Genomic DNA, 17,218 nt, shown 5'->3' with positions numbered 1-17,218 from the left:
CGGCGGGCTCAGTCTCTTGGCGGTGGCGGCATATCCGGTGCGTCTGGCGACATCGGCCCGCGTAGCCTGAACTCGCCGCCGCCGATGCCGGGCGGTCCGCCACCGGCCATGCCAGGCGGCCCCATCGGCAAGCGGCCCATTGCTTTCGCGAAGGCCTTGCGGTCGTCGGCCGACAGTGTTTCCGCCAGCCTGATCACCCGTTGACCCATGGCCGTGGCGAGGCCCTGCTCGGCGGTTTCCATCTGCTTCTGAGCGACGTCGAAGGCCGCGCGATCGAACGGCTCGGAGCCGAAAGCGCTGGTCATCGCCATCCGCGCGCTGTGCAGCGCCTCGAGTTGCGGCCGTAGCGTTTCCCGATCTTCCTGATGCAGCTTGTGCAGCTGTTCGCGGCCGGCGGGCGACAGCATCCGGGCCGGGCCGAAGCCTTCCGGTGGAAAGCCGCGCTCGCCGAATGGCCCGCGCGGCGGGCCGAGCAGCACGGCACCGGCAATGCCGCCGAGCAGAAACAGATTCAGGGCGACCGAGGCAATCAGCCAGTTGTTGCGCTTGCGCGGCGGGTCGCCGTTCATGGCGGAGGTCATGGCGTGCTGCTCTCCAGATCAAGCATCAGGGATTCGGCGAAGCCGGGGGCGGCCAGCGTGTTGCTGCTGGCGCTCGCCGTTTGAGTCTGGGTTGCCGCGTTTGCAGTCCAGTTGCCGAGATCGGCATGCGAGCCGACGTTGACGCCGACGATCAGCGCCACGGCCATCGCCGGCAGTGCCAGACGCCAGCCACCGAGCAGGGCCAGCAGTTCCTGCCAGCGTCCCGAATGGATAGCGGGGCGGACCGAGATCGGCAACGGCATCGCTGTACGGCGCAGCGCCGCACCTGCGGGTTCGGGAATCGGCAAGGCGTCGAGACTGGCATCGAGCGCCAGCGCGTCGGCGAGCAGCACGGCGGCCTGCGCATCGCTGGCGGCGAAGCGCTGCGCAGCATCGCGCTCGGCCGCCGGCCAACGGCACGGGTCAGCGCCATAGGCGTCGACGATGACGGCAAATCGTTCCAGGTTCATGGCAGAGCTCATGTCAGATCTCCGATCAGCGACTGGCGCTCCGGCAACAGGGCCGCACGCAGCGCGCGGCGGCCGCGAGCCAGCAGCGACTCCAGCGCATCGACGGAAATCTCCAGGGTGGCTGCGGCTTCGATGTTGGTCATCTCCTCGTAGTGGCACAGGATAACCGCCGCCCGCTGGCGCTCGGCGAGACCGGCCAGCGCCAGCTGCACGCGCTGTGCCACGGACTGCTGCTGCAGGCCGTGATCGGGCGGCATATCGGACGACGCCAGCAGCGAGATGTCGTCCAGCGAAGTTTCGCGGCGGCCACGAACGCGGTCGATGCAGCGGGTCATCGCCACCCGATGCAGCCAGGTGGAGAACCGGGCTTCGCCGCTGCGCCAGTTCGCGGTCTGCTTCCAGGCGCGCAGGAAGACGTCCTGGACAACGTCTTCGGCTTCGGCGCGACTGCCGAGCATGCGCTCGGCGAAGCGGATCAGCGCATCGATATTGCGGCCGACGATTCTTGCGAACGCCAGCCGATCGCCCGCGCCGGCCAGCACGACATCGGCGAGATCCGCATCATCAAAGGCTGGGGGCGATAACAGGGCCATCATCGATGCGGGCTGCAAGGAGGACCGGGGCTCCGGCCTCTGAAGGCAGACCTCGAAACCGGTGGCACAGTTCGCCATCGTCGGATCATCGACTGTCGGCGGACGACTGCTCGGTCGACACGCTCAGCACCGGCAGGAAGCTCGACCGCTCGTGAAACACGCCTCGCGGCGGCACCGACGCCGGCAGATCGATCTGCGCCGTCAGCCGCTGCCGGCCACGCGCGGACAGCTGGACATCGAGCGGTGCGAACGGCCCGCGAGCATCGACCTTCAGCGGCTGGCGCGAGCCGTTCGCCGCCTCCAGCCAGGCACTGTCGGCAAACACCAGACGCAGGCCGACATAGTGGCCCGGCTGAACGCGGCCGCGCAGCGCCAGATGCAAGGGCGCGCTCCGAGCCTGCGGCGCAGACAGATCGATCTGGGCCGCATCGCGCAGCCGCAGCCGATGCAGCCGGCCATAGGGATCGAGCAGTTCGACGGCGACCGGCCGCACCAGCAAGTGACTTTCGGCAAGGCTGCCCTGCACGCTCAGCGACAGGTCCAGGCTCGTGTGACGCTGGCAGCCGCCGAGCAGCAGCAAGCTCAGCATCAGGGTGAGCGTGGCGCGCATCACTTGGTCCCGGCCGGATAGCCGCGCAGCACGGCGAATTCGCTGGCGTCGTCGACCGCGGCGGCGATCGTCGCGGTGACCGTGGTGGTCACCTCGGAATTCGGCACGGTGACCTTGCCCGCGTCGTCGACCAGGCCGGTGGCGAACACCACCGCCGTGTCATCGCTGCTCCAGGCCACGTGCCGGCTCACCGGCCGGCTGACGCCGTCATCGAACAGACCCACCGCTGTGAACTGGCCGGTGGCTGGATAGATCACGTTCAGCGTATCCGGGCTCAGGACAAAGCTCAGCAGTTCGGCGTCGGTGGTCTGCCAACGCTTGCTGGCGACGCTCAGGCTGCGATCCGGGAGCCGCAGCGTGAAACCGGTATCGGCGATCGTGTCCAGCGCCTGCACGTACAGCGCGTCGGTGCCGGGCGTGATGCTCAGGCGATCGTCGTCGAGCCCGTCGATCTCGACCAGGGTGCTGAGGTTCTGGGCGATGCTGCCCTCGGTCGCGAACTCGGCGTAGACGCTCAGCGCTTCGCTGTAGCCCACTGGCAGACGCAGTTCGCTGCCCTGTTCGTAATCGACTCTCAGATTGCGTGGCGTCGAGACCCGCAACGGCAGGCCGTATTCGCGGCCGCAGCCGAGCAGCCGGGCGCGCAGTTCGATGGCATCGCTGCTCGCCGAGTTCGCGGTGACGATGCCGGTGGTCGACTCTACCGCCGCACTCGCCGTCGGCCGCGCGAACGACCACACCACCGAACTGGTTTCGTCCTGCTCGGGGCTTTCGGCAGTCGGCCGCAGCAGCAGATGGAACGGCTGGGCCAGACGTTCGGTGATGTCGGTCAGCTGCGGATCGATGCGGGCGCTGTCCAGCGCGCGAATCTCGACGCTGGCGGTGGCGGTGAAGCTCGAGAAGGTCGCCGACAGCTGCGCCTGCCCGGGCTTCAGGCCGACGAGCGTGCCGGCCGCCAGCAGGATGCCGTCCGGGCCGGCGTTGATGCCATCGGCCACGTAGAGAATATCCGGCGCGTTCGAGTGCCAGACCACGCGACTGGTGAAATCGCCATTGCTCGATTCATCACCGCCGAACTGCAGGATCGCCGTCGCCTGCGTCGCCAGGCATTCGGGAATCTCGAACGCGCTGCTGCGCACGCCATAGGCGATGTACAGCCCGGTCGGCCCCGTGCCGGTGCCGACGTCGAGCGATGCGCCGCCGCAGGCCGTCAGCAGGCCGGCGGACGCCGCCAGCAGCCACCTCCAATACTGGGATCGCATGAGCCCAGTCATCAACCAGGGAACGCCAGAACCCGATGGTTGTTGCGATCGACCACGTACAGGGTGTTGGCGAACACGCTGACGCCGGTCGGCGAGGACAGGGTGCGCGCGCTCGGCGTGCTGTCGGTGACCGCGTCCTGGTTGTCGTCGTTCGGCGTGCGGTTGGTGAAGCTGTCGCGATCCTGGCCGTAGATGTCGGTGGCCAGCGCGCCGCTGGCGATCGGGAAGGCGTCGAATTCCAGCACGCGGTTGTTACCGGAGTCGGCGATCCAGATCCGGGTGCCATCGGAAGCGACGCCGGACGGCGTGCGCAGCGAGCCCTGGCCAACGCCGGCGGTGATCCGCGAGAAATCGCTCTGGCCGATCACGAAGCTGGCATCGGCACCGCTGGTGCGCGGCAGCTGCGTCCACAGCATCACGCGGTTGTTGCCCGAATCGGCGACCAGCAGGCGGAAGCCATCACTCCAGATGCCGGACGGCGTGGTCAGGCCGTCTTCCTCGTCGCGGGCGCTGCTGCCGGTGAAATCGGTCTGGCCGAGCACGACATCGGCTGGCGTGCCGTTGGCGGTCGGCACGGTGTTCCAGATCAGCACCCGGTTGTTGTCCTGATCGGAGACGATCAGGCGGTTGTTGGCGATCGTCGCGGCGACCGGAAACGACAGCTTGTCCGCCGCCGTACCGGGATCATCGGTGTTCAGATCGAGCTGCCCGACAACCACGTCAGGCGCGACATTGCCGACCGGCAGCGTGTTCCAGATCAGCACGCGATTGTTGCCGGCATCGGCGACGATCAGGCGACCATCGACGATCGACACGCTGGCCGGCAGCGCCAGCCGCGTCGGCCCGGTGCCGGGCAGATTGCCGGTGAACGATTCCTGGCCGAGCACGAACAGCGCCGGCGTCGTCGGGCCCGGCACGCTGGCGTAGCCGAGCACGCGGTGATTGCCGTAGTCGGCGATGAAGAAGTTGGTGCCGTCGGTGGCGATGCCGCCGAGCGGCTGGGCCAGACCGAGCGCCGAGACGCTGGTGGCGCGGTTGGCGCTGCCCGACACGTAATCGGCCTGGCCGATGACGTTGGTGGCGCTGATCAGTTCCAGATCGTCACTGCTGCTGCCACCGCCACCGCAGGCGGCCAGGGTGGCGCCGAGCACCACGCTCAGCAGCGGCCGCAGGTACGACGAAGGACGACGACGATCCAGCAGACGCAGCGAAGGCAGAGGCATGCGAGGCAACTCCATGAAGGTTCACGAGGGAACGGCCAGAGCCAGCCCGGCATTGGGTCTGGCTCTGGCCTGTGAACCTTCAACGGGGCTGCGTGGGGATTCCGTCGCTGCTTTGCGAAGTTTTTCTGAAGCGAATTTCTGTCATTCCCGCGCAGGCGGGAATCCGGTTCTGATACGACGCGCTACGGCCCAGACTGGATGCCCGCCTTCGCGGGCATGACGGAACTGTTTTTCAGGTGGTACGCGGCAACAAGCTCCGCATCCACACCAGCAACACCGGCATGCCGACAATCTCGATCGCGGTGGCGAGGATCACGAAGTTGCGGCCGAGGTCGGACGGCGGAAAGCCGAACTGGAACACCGAGGCCACGCGCCCCAGCCCACCGATGAACACGATGATGAAAGCGCCGCGAACGATGCTGGCGTACTTCGGCAGATCGCCCAGGCAATGCCAGAGCAGCACGCCGAAGCCGAACCAGACGGCGCCGAGGTAGCGCAGCTGGCTGTTCAGCAAGGGATCGGTGTAACCCTCGGCCAGAGCCGCGCCGATCTTCTGCTGGCCCGGCAGGCCGATCAGTACATCGACTGCGCCGGTGAGCAGCGCCAGCACGGCGAGTGCACGTACGACAACGCGAAAAGCCTTCATCAGCTTGCTCCAGTCAGCATCGGGATCCGGATGATGCGCCACTCAGTCTTCGAGCAGCACGTACTCGGATTTCGGTGCGCCGCAGGCCATGCACAGCCAGTCCTCGGGCACGTCTTCCCAGCGCGTGCCCGGCGCGATGTCGAACTCCGGCACGCCCAGCGCTTCGTCGTAGATTTCGCCGCAGAGCACGCACTGGAACTTGCGATACGGCTTGTTGAGTGGCAGTCATCGCGGCATCCTCAGTGCGTGGTTTCGAGCGTGTAGCGGATCGGCACCGACTTCGGCCCGGTGACGAATTCGGATTCGGTCATCCGGCCCTCGCCCGCCATGCTCACCGACGCCAGGCGCGGAATCAGTTCTTCCCAGAGCACCTTCATTTCCAGCCGGGCCAGATGCTGGCCGAGGCAGATGTGCGGCCCGTAGCCGAAGCCGACGTGGCGATTCGGCGAGCGAGCCGGATCGAAGGTGAACGGGTCCTTGAACACGTCCTCGTCGCGGTTGCCGGAGATGTACGACAGGTACAGCAGATCGCCTTTCTTGATCTGCTGGCCGCGCAGCGTGTAGTCCTCGGTGGCCGAGCGGATGAACTGCTGCACCGGGCTGGTCCAGCGGATGGTTTCCTCGACGAAACCGGGGATCAGCGCCGGATCGGCCTTCAACCGCTGCAGCAGGTCCGGGTTTTCGGCGAGCACCCACATGCCGGTGGCGGTGGTTGCCGAGGTGGTGTCGTGGCCGGCGGTGGAGGCGATCACCAGGTAGCTGATCATGTTGCGCTCGGTCATCGGGCAGCCGCCGATCTTGCCGTTGGCGATCGCCGAGGTCAGATCGTCGACCGGGCACTGCTGGCGCTCGGCGATCATCGATTCGTAATAGGCCTTGAACTCGTTGTAGACGATGTCCCAGGTCTTGATGATCTCGGCCGGGTCGGTGATGTTCGCGCCCGGCCGGCACAGGTCCGGATCGGCGTAGCAGAACAGCCAGTGGGTCAGATCGAGCATCTTCCTGTGATCCTGCTTCGGCACGCCGATCAGGGTCAGCACCACCTCGGCTGGATACGGGAATGCCAACTCGGTAGCGAAGTCGCCGGTGTTGTCGTTCTGTGCGCCCTTGGCCAGGAACGCGGTGATGTAGCTGCGCGCCATGTCCCGCACCATCGGCTCGACCTTGGCGATCGCCTGCGGATAGAAATGCGGCTGGGTCACGGCGCGATGCTCGGCGTGCTCCGGATCGTCCATGTGCACCAGCGTCTTGAAGATCGTCGGCAGGCCGCCGGAGTACTGGCGCATCAGCTGCTCGGCGATCTTTGAAGCCAGCGTCTTCGAGCGATCGGCGCTGTGGAAGATGTGGTCCTGCCGGGTGATCTCGCGGATGTCGTCGTACTTGGTGACGATCCAGTGCGGGTCATAGCCCGGCACTTCGGCGATCGCCAGCGGATAGTCCTTGCGCAGCCGCGTGAACAGCGCATGCGGCGCGCCGCGGATGCCGAAGGTGGCGGGATTGAAAGCGGGCGCAATCAGCTCGACCGGAATGATCGGTGCGTTCGACATGGTTCTCCTCCATTGTCTGGACGCCAGGCGGCGTCGGAACGGTTTCCGGCTGCCTTCTGCAGAAGCAGTCCCGAACCGCGCAGCGACGTTAACGCGCCGGTTTCACACACGCAATTTTGCGTATATTGAATACGCATTTTTCCGGATGCTCCTAATGAAGATGCGCGAGCTGGAGCGCCGCACCGGCGTCAATCGCGAAACCATCCGCGTCTACCTGCGCCACGGCCTGCTGCCGGACCCGCTGCGGCCGAAGGCCAATGTCGCCGACTACGGCGAGGAACATGTGCGCGGCATCTTCGCGATCCGCCAATTGCAGAAGGACAAGCGCCTGCCATTGCGGCGGATCAAGCGCGCGGTCGACGGCGATGCCAGCGCGATGCCGAGCGACGCCAGCCAGTTCTCGCAGCTCGACAGCCTGATCGCCGCCCGGGCCGGCATCGACGAAGCGCTGTTGCCGCTGGCGACGGTGCAGACACGCCATCCGAAGGCGGGCGACGACATCCGGCGGCTGGAGAAGATCGGCGCGATCAAACGCATCAGGCGCCGAGACGGTTTCTACCTGAGCCGCATCGACGCGCAGCTGGTCAGCCTCTGGGGTGACATGCGCGCCGCCGGCTTCACCGAGGCGCTGGGCTTCACGCCCGAGGTCTGCAAGCTGCACGTCGAGGCCGCCCAGGCCCTAGCCCATGAAGAGCTGAAAATCTTCCTCGCCCACCTCAGCGGCCAGCGCCATGAAGATCCGGCCGCCGACATGGCCCAGGCGGCGCTGACCCATCTGCTCAGCTTCTTCAGCCTGATCCGGATCAAGACCGTGCTCGATGATCTTCGCAAGCGCGGCTGAGGTCATCGAGCAGTAGCTTCGCGGCCACCGTCGCGCCATCGCTGCGGATCGTGCCGGCCACGGCTGCCGCTCGTTCGCCAGTCTCGGGCGTCAGCGCCATTCGGAGCGCGGCCGATAGCGAATCGAAGCTTGGTATGGCGCCATCATGGGCCGCGCCGATGCCCAGCTCGGCCACCCTTCCAGCCCAGAAGGGCTGATCCACCACCTGCGGGACGATTATCTGCGGCGCGCCTGCCTGCGCGGCCGCCGTCGTCGTGCCCGCGCCACCGTGATGGACGACGGCGGACACTCGGCCGAACAGCGCCTGCTGGTTGACCTCGCCGGTGATGAAGCAGTCATCCCGATCGTCGATCAGCGCCAGATCGGCCCAGCCGCGCAGAAGAAGCACGCGGCGGCCTTGCGCGCGGATCGCTTCGATGGCCACCTGGGCGGTGTCCTTCGACGCGCTCATCGGCATGCTGCCGAAGCCGACGCAGACCGGCGGCGTGCCGGCCTCGAGGAAGGCCTGCAGCTCGGACGGCAGCGGGCGTTGGTCGGGCAGGATCCAGGCACCGGTCTGCACGGCATCGACGAGGTCGCTCGCCCGCCAGGGGCTGAGGACCGGATCCGACGCCAGCCACGGACGATGCGTGAAGACCTGGTCGCGGACATTGTCGAGCGGCGGCAATCCGATCGCGGCGCGATGGCTGTTGACCGCCTCGCCGAACAGCGCGTTCTTCGCCTGGACATTGAACGCCCACAACGCCCGGTTGTCGGCGACGCCCGGCGGATGCGGCTGGCCGGGATACTCGAACGGCGGGTGGTGCGGCGATGGCAGCAGGAGCGGGCAGAAGCTTGCGAACACGTAGCGGATACCCCGCGTTTCGGCCACCGCTTGCGCAGCGGCCACGGACGGGAACAGACCGGTCGCCACGATCGCATCGCAGCCGTCGGCTGCCGCGGCCATCACCTCGAACTGGGCGGCGACCATGATCGCCGCGAGCCGGGGAAGACCGAGCGCCGCACGCCTCGCCATCGCCACCCATTCGCGCACCGACGAGAAGGCCGGCACCAGCGGCAGGCCGGCACGGTCGAGCAGCGCCACGAATTCCTGATCCGGCGGCGCGCACAGCTGCACGTCGACACCGTGCGCCTGCAGCGCCACCGCCAGCGCCGCCATCGGCTGGACATCGCCGCGTGATCCATACGTCGATAACAAAACGCGCATTTCATCGCTCCTGTCGGCCGCCATTTCTGGCGAGAGCCGGCGATGCTGCAACAGGCCCCGGGCCTTCCCGCAAGCCCCGGGGTCAGCGATAATCTGAAAGTGCCAGGACGTGCAAAGGAGCGATTCATCTCCTTCCCATCGATCGTCCGCCACGGCCAGCCAGCAGACGCTTCGACCAGGTTCAGCGTGATCTCATGCTGACGAGACGCTTGATCTGATCGCAGTGTCCTTCGAGCTTCCAGTCCGCTCGTCTGCAGCCACACCTTCCCACCGCCCTACCGGAGCCCCCATGCCTTCCTTCGATGTGATCTCGGAAGTCGACAAGCACGAGCTGACCAATGCCATCGATCAGGCGCGGCGTGATCTGGGCAACCGTTATGACCTGCGCGGCACCGATGCCCGCTTCGAGCAGGAGGACGACAACGTCATCACCCAGTTCGCGCCGACCGAGTACCAGCTCGACCAGCTGCTGGAGATGCTTCGCCTGCGCCTCGCCGGCCGGCATATCGATCTGCGCTGCATCGAGCTGGGCGATGTCGAAACCAACCTCGCCGGTGCCCGCCGCAAGATCACCATCAAGCAGGGCATCGAACAGCTGCAGGCGAAGAAGATCATCGCCAAGATCAAGGAAGCCAAGCTGAAGGTGGACTGCCAGATCCAGGGCGAGAAGCTGCGCATCAACGGCAAGAAGCGCGACGACCTGCAGACCACGATCGCCTTCCTGAAGAAGGCCGAGCTGGAAGTGCCGCTGCAGTTCGAGAATTTTCGCGACTGATGGAGCCGAGCCCGCCCATGTCCAACCATCAGAATCCGCCCGCGAAAGTTCCGCGCGACAAGGCCAACGACTACAGCGCCGAGATTGCGGCGGCGCGGCGCAGCTTCGTCGAGCAGCAGACCGGCGCGGCCCTGAACCACGTCGGCCATTACTCGTTCGATCCCGGCGTGCTGCCCGGCAATATCGAGAACTTCGCTGGCGTTGCCCAGGTGCCGATCGGCATCGCCGGGCCGCTGCGCATCAACGGCGAGCACGCGCGCGGTGATTTCTACATTCCGATGGCGACCACCGAAGGCACGCTGGTGGCGAGCTACAACCGTGGCATGCGGCTGCTCAGCGAATGCGGCGGCGTGAAGACCACGGTGGTCGAGCAGCACATGCAGCGCTCCCCGGTCTTCATGTTCGAGGATGCGCTGGCAGCGCGGGTTTTCGGCGAATGGATCGAGACGCATCTCGATGCCATTCGCGCCGTGGCGGAAGCGACAACCCGCGTCGGCAAGCTGCAATACATCGGCCAGTACGCGCTCGGCAATCTGCGCTATCTGCGCTTCAACTATTCGACCGGTGACGCGGCCGGTCAGAACATGGTCGGCAAGGCGACCCTGGCCGCCTGCCAGTGGATCCAGAGCGAGCATCCGGATCATCCGAACTTCATCCTGTCCGGCAACATCGACACCGACAAGAAGCACTCGCAGATCAACACGCTGCTGACCCGCGGCAAGCGCGTGGTCGCCGAGATCGTGCTCAAGGACTCGGTGCTGAAGCCCTTGATGGGCGTCACCGGCAAGCAGCTGTTCCATGCCCGGCAAATTTCTCAGGCCGGCGCCTTCATGGCCGGCTCGTCGAACAATGCCGCGCATTCGGCGAACGGCATCACCGCGCTGTTCATCGCCACCGGGCAGGACGTGGCCAACGTCGCCGAATCGCATGCGGCGATCACCTACTGCCAGCTGCTCGACAACGGTGACTACTACTGGTCGATCACCCTGACCTCGCTGATCTGCGCGACCTACGGCGGCGGCACGGGCCTGGCGACCCAGCGTGAATGCCTGGAGATGCTCGGCTGCTACGGCCAGGGCGGTGCCGACAAGTTCGCCGAGATTTGCGCGGCGACCGTGCTCGCCGGCGAAACCAGCTTGAGCAGCGCGATCCTGGCCGGCGACTGGGTATCGAGCCACGACCAGCTGGGCCGCAACCGGCCCTGAGTCTTTTGCCGGACGCGGCAGCCGCGTTACGGCTTCGAGCACGCACTGCACCATTTGCGCGCAGCGCCGCACGGCGCTGTCGTTCATCTGTCTCGCGCTACCGCTGGTCTCTGCGCGTGCACCGATTTAGGCCGCCGGCAGGCGGCTTCGCTGCCGTCCATCGGTACTCCATTTTTGCCGCCGACCGGGTTTCTACAGTCCGTTCACCGCCGTGCGCCTCAGGGGCTGTAACGGCAGGAACGGCAGCATCCCGATCGCAACACCGTGGAGACCAACATGCTCAACAAGACCCGCTACGTCCTCGCCTTTGCCACGATCACGCTGGTTGCCTGCGGCGGCGGTGGTGGCGGCAACGATTCGACTGCCCCAGGCAGCACGCCGAGCACCGCGCCGGCCGTCGCCGGTCCGCTGGATCCGGCGCAGGACGCAGTGGCCAACTCGGTGTTCGCGCCGCTGGTGGAAGCCACCGTCGGCACGCCGCTGCAGGGCGTCCTGGCCTGCGGCAATTCGATCGTCACCCGCAACGTGCTCGACATCGCCGATGCCTACGCCAACGGCCTGATGTCGCCGTCGACGCTGGTCAGCACCGCCCCGGCAGCGGCGCAAGGCGCTCTGACTGCGCTGGTCGGCAACCTGTCCGGCCTGCTCGGCTCGCTGACCGGTGCCACCACCTGCTTCGGCGGCAGCGCCGGCGACATCCCGGTGCCGACCACCAATCCGCTGGCCGGCACGCCGCTGGCACCGATCGGCGACGCCTTGCTGCCGGCACTGACCGCTGCCTCGCAGCAGCTCACCGCTTCGTCCAGCGGCACCGCGCCGCAGATCGGCGCCACCCAGCTGGCCACCATCGTCGCCCAGCTGTCCGATGCCTACAGCAGCGCGCTGACCCAGATCCCGCCGGAAGCGCTGACCGCGCCGATACTCGGTGGCACGCTGACCTCGATCGGCAACTCGCTGGCCGGTCTCGAAACCCTGACCACCCAGGCCGCCAGCGGCGCCGCCCCGGACGTGCTGGCAGCTTCGTTCCAGGCGCTGGCGACCGGCTCGCTCGATGACCTGCTGACCCTGGTGCTGCCAGTCGGCGTGCTGCAGGCCGGCGCCGGCAGCGGTGCCTCGACCAATCTGGTCACCACCCTGCAGGCCGCTGTGGCTTCGCTGACCGGTGGCCTCGCGGCCAATCCGACCACCACGCTGCCGGCCAATCCGCTGGACGCGACCAGCTTCGCGGTGCTGCCGGACATCATCAGCCAGCTGACCGCAGCCTTGCCGGCTGGCCTGGCCGGCACCGCCGGCACCACGCCGTTGGCCGCTGCCACCGGTCCGCTGCAGACCCTGCTCGGCTCGCTGCTGGCGCCGATCACCGGTGGCGGCTGCCTGCTGGCCATCCTTGGCCTCTGCTGATCCTTCGCAAGCTGTAAAAAGAGGCCGCCTGGTGCGGCCTCTTTTTTTGCCTGCGATCCGGTACGTCGCAATCAGCCGCAATGCAGTCGACACCAACCCGCTTGCGTCAACGTCCGCACGCAATCGGACACGCACTGCACCATTTGCGCGCAGGACAAGTCGCGATGACGTTCGTCCCCCGCAGACGACCGCCTGTCCCTGCCTACGAAACTCCGTCGGCCGCTTGCCAGCGCTTTCGTCGCCGTCCATCGGTTAGGCAATTTTGACCACAGAGGCGGTTTCTAAAGTCCGTCCATCGCCGAGGGCCGCTCACCGCGCTCCGGCCGAAACGAAGCGTCCTATAACCCCGGTGTGTGGAGAAAATCATGCTCAAGAAAACCAGCTGCGCCCTCGCAATCGCTGCCGTTCTGGTCGCCGCCTGCGGCGGCGGTGGCAGCGGTGGTACCGATGCCGGCACCGGCGGCGGCGGCTCCACCCCGGGCGGCACGACGACCCCGGCCCCGGCTGCGGTCGCCGGTCCGCTCGATACCGTGCAGACCTCGGTCACCGATACCGTGATCGCGCCGCTGGTCACCGCCACTGCCGGCACGCCGCTGCAGGGTGTGCTGCTGTGTGGCAACTCGATCGTCACCCGCAACCTGCTCGACATCGGCGACGCCATCGCCAACGGCCTGGCTTCGCCGTCGACCCTGGTCAGCACCGCGCCGGCTGCCGCCCAGGGCGCGCTGACTGCGCTGGTCGGCAACCTGTCCGGCCTGCTCGGTTCGCTGAGCGGCTCGGTGACCTGCCTCGGCGGCAGCACCGGCAGCACGCCGGTGCCCACCACCAATCCGCTGGCCGGCACGCCGCTGGCCCCGATCGGCGACGCCCTGCTGCCGGTGCTGACCGCCGCCATGCAGCAGCTCGCTGCCGCGTCCAACGGCACGATCCCGCAGATCGGCGCCACCCAGCTGGCGACCATCGTCGCCCAGCTCGCCACCGCCTATGACTCCGCCCTCGCCCAGCTGCCGGCGGATGCGCTGACCGCTCCCGTGGTCGGCGGCACCCTGGTCACGGTCGGCAATTCGCTGGACCAGCTGGTGGTGCTGACCAACCTCGCCGCCACCGGCGGTTCACCGACGGCGCTGGCCGGTGCCTTCCAGACGCTGGCCCAGGGTGCGCTGAATGATGTGCTGACCCTGGTGCTGCCGGTCGGCTCGCTGCAGGGCGAAGCCGGTGCCGGTGCGCCGACCGATGTCGTGGCCATGCTGCAGGCCGCGATCGCCAGCCTGACTGGCGGCCTCGGCACCAGCCCGACCACGCCGCTGCCGGCCAACCCGCTGGGCGGCACCGGCTTCGCTGCGCTGACCGGCCTGGTCACCCAGCTGACTTCGCTGCTGCCGACCGGCCTGACCGGCAGCGCCGGCACCTCGCCGCTGGCCACCGCCACCGGCCCGCTGCAGACCTTGCTGAGCTCGCTGCTCGCCCCGCTGACCGGCGGCGGCCTGCCCGGTCTTCCTGGCCTGCCGGGTCTCCCGGGCGGAACCACCGGCGGGACCACGGGTGGCACCACCGGCGGTTCGGGCGGCGGCTGCCTGCTGGCCTTCCTCGGCCTCTGCTAAACGCCGAGCTGCTGTGAAAGGAGGCCGCCTTGTGCGGCCTCTTTTCGTTATGCGCTGGCTCTACTGATCGTGGCAGGTGCCGATCTCGCGGACTTCCACCGTCGCCCAGGCCGTGGCCGGACATTCGGCCGCGATGGCGATCGCTTCGGCACGGCTGGCGACATCGAGCAGGAAGAAGCCGCCGATCATTTCCTTCGATTCCGCGAACGGCCCGTCGAGCACCAGCGCCCGGCCGCCGCGCGCACTGACCCGCACGCCCTCGGCATCCGGCTTCAGCGCCTCGCCGCTCTTGAGAATGCCGCGCGCGGCAAGGCCGGCACCGAAGCCCTGCATGGCGTCGTATTCGGTCATCGCATCCTGGCGGCTACGGCGACCGCGGCGGGCTCGTTCTTCGAGAATCAGCAGGGCGTAGGACATGGCGGTCTTGTTTCGCTGATGGAGTAAGGATTGCGAATGCTACGGCGGTAGCGCGGCGCCGTCATGACGCGGCGCTCTCGGCAGCCCGCTTGCGCAGGAAACGTTGTTCGCGTTCGTTCTGGGTCAGGCTCGCCGCGCGCAGGAATTCGGCTTCGGCTTCGCGATGCCGGCCGAGCTTGGCGAGCAGATCGCCGCGTACGCTCGGCAGCCAGGGATAGGCCGCGAGGCTGGCCAGGGCGACCAGCTCATCGACCTCGGCCAATCCGGCCGCCGGCCCTTCGGCCATGCCGACCGCCACCGCCCGATTCAGTGCCACCACCGGCGACGGCATCAGGTCCAGCAACTCGTCATAGAGCCTGACGATGCGCGGCCAGTCGGTGGCGGCGGCCGTGGCGGCGCGGGCGTGGCAGGCGGCGATGCCGGCTTGTAGGGTGTAGCTGCCGCGATGCTCGGCCAGCTTCTCGGCAGTGGCCAGCGCCGCCAGGCCGCGGCCGATCAGCAGCCGATCCCAGCGGGCACGGTCCTGATCCGGCAGCAGGATCGGCTCGCCTTCCGGGCTGGTGCGGGCACGCAGCCGCGAGGCCTGGATTTCCATCAGCGCCAGCAGGCCGTGCACCTCGGCAATACGCGGCGCGAGTCCGGCCAGGATGCGGCCCAGGCGCAGCGCTTCCTCGCACAAAGCCGGGCGCAGCCAGTCGACCCCGGCGGTGGCTGCATAGCCTTCGTTGAAGATCAGGTAGATGACGCCGAGCACCGAATCCAGCCTTGCGGCCAGCGCTTCGGCATCGGGCAGCTCGAAGGCGATCTGCCGTTCGCCGAGCGTGCGCTTGGCGCGGACGATGCGCTGGGCGATGGTCGGCTCCGGCACCAGGAACGCGCGGGCGATCTCGTCCGTACTCAGGCCGCCGAGCATGCGCAGGGTCAGCGCCACCCGCGCTTCCGGCGACAGCACCGGATGGCAGGCGATGAAGATCAGCCGCAGCAGATCGTCGCCGACCGTTGCACTCGGCGCGGCATCGGCATCCGGCTGCTCCTGGGCGTCGCGCAGCTGGGTTTCGATCTCGGCGGCCAGCGAGCCGGCCCGCTCGCGATGGAGGATGTCGCGGCGCAGGCGATCGATCGCCCGATGCTTGGCGGTGGTCATCAGCCAGGCTCCGGGATTGTCCGGCACGCCGCCTTCCGGCCATTGTTCGAGCGCGGCGAGCAGCGCGTCCTGAGCGAGATCTTCGGCGAGCCCGACATCACGCACCAACCTGACCAGCGCACCGATCAGCCGGCCTGATTCGATGCGCCAGATCGCCGCGATGCGCTCGGCGACCGCAGCCTTGGCCGAGGCGTGAACCGGGGCCGACATCAGTGCACAAGGCCGGTCGCCGCGCCTTCCGGCGACGGCGCCATCTTCGGCCGCAGCAGCACGCCGCCGATCAGCGCTGCCAGCAGCGCGAAACCGGTGCCCCAGACGAAGGCCAGCCGATGGCCGGCAGCCAGGGCGGCGATCTGTTCGACGCCAGAAGTGATCGCCTGCCGCGTCTCGCCATCGGCGAGGCTGGCCAGCACCGCTAGACCGAGCGCACCGCCCATCATGAACGCGGTGTTGACCACGCCCGAAGCGAGGCCCGCATCGGACGGCGGCACATCGTTCATCGCCGCCAGCAGCAGGGGATTGAAGGCCAGGCCGGCACCGAGGCCGAGCAGCAACATGCCCGGCAGCACGTCGACCAGGAAACGGCCCTCCAGCGGTGCCCGGGCGAACAGCGCCAGCCCGACTGCCGCCAGCAGCAGGCCGACCCACATCGGGCTGCGCAAGCCATAGCGGACGACGATGCGCGCCGAAAGCCCCAGCGAGAACGCCGCCATGATCAGATCCGCCGGCACGAAGGCGAGGCCGACATCGAGCGCCTTGTAGTCCAGCACCAGTTGCAGATACAGCGCCGAAATCACGAACCAGGCGAACATCGCCGCCGACCACAGCACGGCCACGACATTGGCCACCGCGATGTTGCGATGGCGGAACAGCGACAGCGGCATCAGCGGCTGGCGAACCCGCGATTCGATGATCAGGAAAGCGATGAACAGCAGCGCGGCGATGCCAAGCAGGGACAGCGTCTGCATCGAACGCCAGCCGGCTTCATTGCCGCCGACCACCGCGTAGACCGCGAGCATCAGCGAGCCGGTGATGGTGACCGCACCGGCCCAGTCGAGCTGCTGGCCGGCACCGACATCGTCCGCCGCATGCGGCAGCAGACGCCCGCAGCCGATGTAGACGAAAACGCCGATCGGCAGGTTGACCAGAAACACCCAGTGCCAGCTCAGGCCCGTGGTCAGCACGCCGCCAAGCAGCGCGCCGATGCTGCCGCCAGCGGCGCAGACGAAGCCGTAGATGCCCATCGCCTTCGCGCGTTCACCGTCTTCGGTGAACAGATTCATGATCAGCGACAGCGCCACCGCCGTGACCACCGCGCCGCCAAGCCCCTGCACCGCTCTGGCCGCGACCAGCATCAGCTGAGAACCGGCCAGTCCGCAGGCCAGCGAGGCCGCGGTGAACAGCACCAGGCCGGACAGGAACAGCCGCCGGTGGCCGTAGAGATCGCCAAGCCGCCCGCCGAGCAGCAGGAAACCGCCGAAGCTCAGCATGTAGGCGTTGACGACCCAGACCAGCGAAGTCTCGCTGAAGCCGAGATCGGCTTTCATCGATGGCAGCGCGACGGTGACGATGGTCGTGTCGAGCACAATCATCAACACGCCGAGGCAGAGCATGTACAAGGCCCGCCAGCGGCGGGCTCCTTCGAGTGGAGCAGTCATGAGCTCAGTGTCTTCCGAGGGTTCTGCGGCATTTTTT

18 protein-coding genes are annotated in these 17,218 nt (G+C 67.7%); 5 read left to right on the top strand and 13 right to left on the bottom strand.

What is annotated here, in order from left to right; translation table 11 throughout:
- Positions 1-8: 8 nt before the first annotated feature.
- The 9 genes from G513_RS0114405 to G513_RS0114365 form a co-directional block, all read right to left on the bottom strand.
- A complete protein-coding gene (locus G513_RS0114405) occupies positions 9-581 on the bottom strand; it encodes a periplasmic heavy metal sensor (RefSeq protein ID WP_022977558.1) in 573 nt (190 codons plus the stop codon).
- The gene (locus G513_RS25030) at positions 578-1,063 is read right to left on the bottom strand and encodes a hypothetical protein (protein WP_156891693.1); all 486 of its coding nucleotides are present in this window, start codon (positions 1,061-1,063) and stop codon (positions 578-580) included. Before G513_RS25030 ends, G513_RS0114405 begins: the two co-directional genes overlap by 4 nt.
- Positions 1,060-1,647, bottom strand: coding sequence for an RNA polymerase sigma factor (locus tag G513_RS0114395; RefSeq protein WP_022977556.1), 588 nt, complete (start codon positions 1,645-1,647; stop codon positions 1,060-1,062). Before G513_RS0114395 ends, G513_RS25030 begins: the two co-directional genes overlap by 4 nt.
- Positions 1,648-1,729: 82 nt before the next feature.
- A complete protein-coding gene (locus G513_RS0114390) occupies positions 1,730-2,254 on the bottom strand; it encodes a hypothetical protein (RefSeq protein ID WP_022977555.1) in 525 nt (174 codons plus the stop codon).
- Complete coding sequence (locus G513_RS0114385) at positions 2,254-3,516, bottom strand: hypothetical protein (RefSeq protein WP_022977554.1); 1,263 nt, start codon at positions 3,514-3,516, stop codon at positions 2,254-2,256. Before G513_RS0114385 ends, G513_RS0114390 begins: the two co-directional genes overlap by 1 nt.
- A gap of 11 nt (positions 3,517-3,527) precedes the next feature.
- On the bottom strand, positions 3,528-4,739 hold the full coding sequence (locus G513_RS0114380; protein ID WP_022977553.1) for an NHL repeat-containing protein: 1,212 nt from the start codon (positions 4,737-4,739) through the stop codon (positions 3,528-3,530).
- Between the two features lie 232 nt (positions 4,740-4,971).
- Positions 4,972-5,385: a DUF4345 domain-containing protein gene (locus tag G513_RS0114375; protein WP_156891692.1), complete on the bottom strand. Its 414-nt coding sequence runs from the start codon at positions 5,383-5,385 to the stop codon at positions 4,972-4,974.
- Positions 5,386-5,427: 42 nt separating this feature from the next.
- On the bottom strand, positions 5,428-5,610 hold the full coding sequence (locus G513_RS0114370; RefSeq protein ID WP_028475568.1) for a rubredoxin: 183 nt from the start codon (positions 5,608-5,610) through the stop codon (positions 5,428-5,430).
- A gap of 14 nt (positions 5,611-5,624) precedes the next feature.
- A complete protein-coding gene (locus G513_RS0114365) occupies positions 5,625-6,932 on the bottom strand; it encodes a cytochrome P450 (protein ID WP_022977550.1) in 1,308 nt (435 codons plus the stop codon).
- Between the two features lie 154 nt (positions 6,933-7,086).
- Here G513_RS0114365 and G513_RS0114360 point away from each other — a divergent pair, with 154 nt between their 5' ends.
- On the top strand, positions 7,087-7,773 hold the full coding sequence (locus G513_RS0114360) for a MerR family transcriptional regulator (protein ID WP_022977549.1): 687 nt from the start codon (positions 7,087-7,089) through the stop codon (positions 7,771-7,773).
- Here G513_RS0114360 and G513_RS0114355 read toward each other — a convergent pair.
- A complete protein-coding gene (locus G513_RS0114355) occupies positions 7,736-8,980 on the bottom strand; it encodes a glycosyltransferase (RefSeq protein ID WP_028475567.1) in 1,245 nt (414 codons plus the stop codon). The two genes, G513_RS0114360 and G513_RS0114355, sit on opposite strands and share 38 nt — an antisense overlap.
- 289 nt (positions 8,981-9,269) lie before the next feature.
- On the opposite strand from G513_RS0114355, the gene G513_RS0114350 reads away from it, so the two are divergent.
- From G513_RS0114350 to G513_RS0114335, 4 genes are all read left to right on the top strand, one after another.
- Entirely contained in the window at positions 9,270-9,755 is a 486-nt protein-coding gene (locus G513_RS0114350) for a YajQ family cyclic di-GMP-binding protein (protein ID WP_022977547.1), read from the top strand.
- 17 nt (positions 9,756-9,772) lie between these two features.
- A complete protein-coding gene (locus tag G513_RS0114345) occupies positions 9,773-10,960 on the top strand; it encodes a hydroxymethylglutaryl-CoA reductase (RefSeq protein ID WP_028475566.1) in 1,188 nt (395 codons plus the stop codon).
- Between the two features lie 276 nt (positions 10,961-11,236).
- Positions 11,237-12,361 carry a hypothetical protein gene (locus tag G513_RS0114340; RefSeq protein ID WP_156891690.1) on the top strand — a complete coding sequence of 375 codons (1,125 nt, stop codon included), beginning with the start codon at positions 11,237-11,239 and terminating at the stop codon, positions 12,359-12,361.
- A gap of 365 nt (positions 12,362-12,726) precedes the next feature.
- Positions 12,727-13,962: a hypothetical protein gene (locus tag G513_RS0114335; RefSeq protein ID WP_022977544.1), complete on the top strand. Its 1,236-nt coding sequence runs from the start codon at positions 12,727-12,729 to the stop codon at positions 13,960-13,962.
- Positions 13,963-14,022: 60 nt separating this feature from the next.
- On the opposite strand, the gene G513_RS0114330 is transcribed toward G513_RS0114335, so the two are convergent.
- The 3 genes from G513_RS0114330 to G513_RS0114320 form a co-directional block, all read right to left on the bottom strand.
- Entirely contained in the window at positions 14,023-14,379 is a 357-nt protein-coding gene (locus G513_RS0114330) for a YciI family protein (protein WP_022977543.1), read from the bottom strand.
- A gap of 61 nt (positions 14,380-14,440) precedes the next feature.
- A complete protein-coding gene (locus tag G513_RS0114325) occupies positions 14,441-15,733 on the bottom strand; it encodes an RNA polymerase sigma factor (RefSeq protein WP_022977542.1) in 1,293 nt (430 codons plus the stop codon).
- A complete protein-coding gene (locus G513_RS0114320; RefSeq protein WP_022977541.1) occupies positions 15,733-17,181 on the bottom strand; it encodes a DHA2 family efflux MFS transporter permease subunit in 1,449 nt (482 codons plus the stop codon). The genes G513_RS0114325 and G513_RS0114320 overlap by 1 nt, the downstream gene beginning before the upstream one ends.
- Between the last annotated feature and the right edge of the window lie 37 nt (positions 17,182-17,218).

It is taken from the genome of Nevskia ramosa DSM 11499 (genome assembly GCF_000420645.1).
Lineage (GTDB): Bacteria > Pseudomonadota > Gammaproteobacteria > Nevskiales > Nevskiaceae > Nevskia > Nevskia ramosa.
This window is presented reverse-complemented; position numbering and strand designations above follow the sequence as displayed.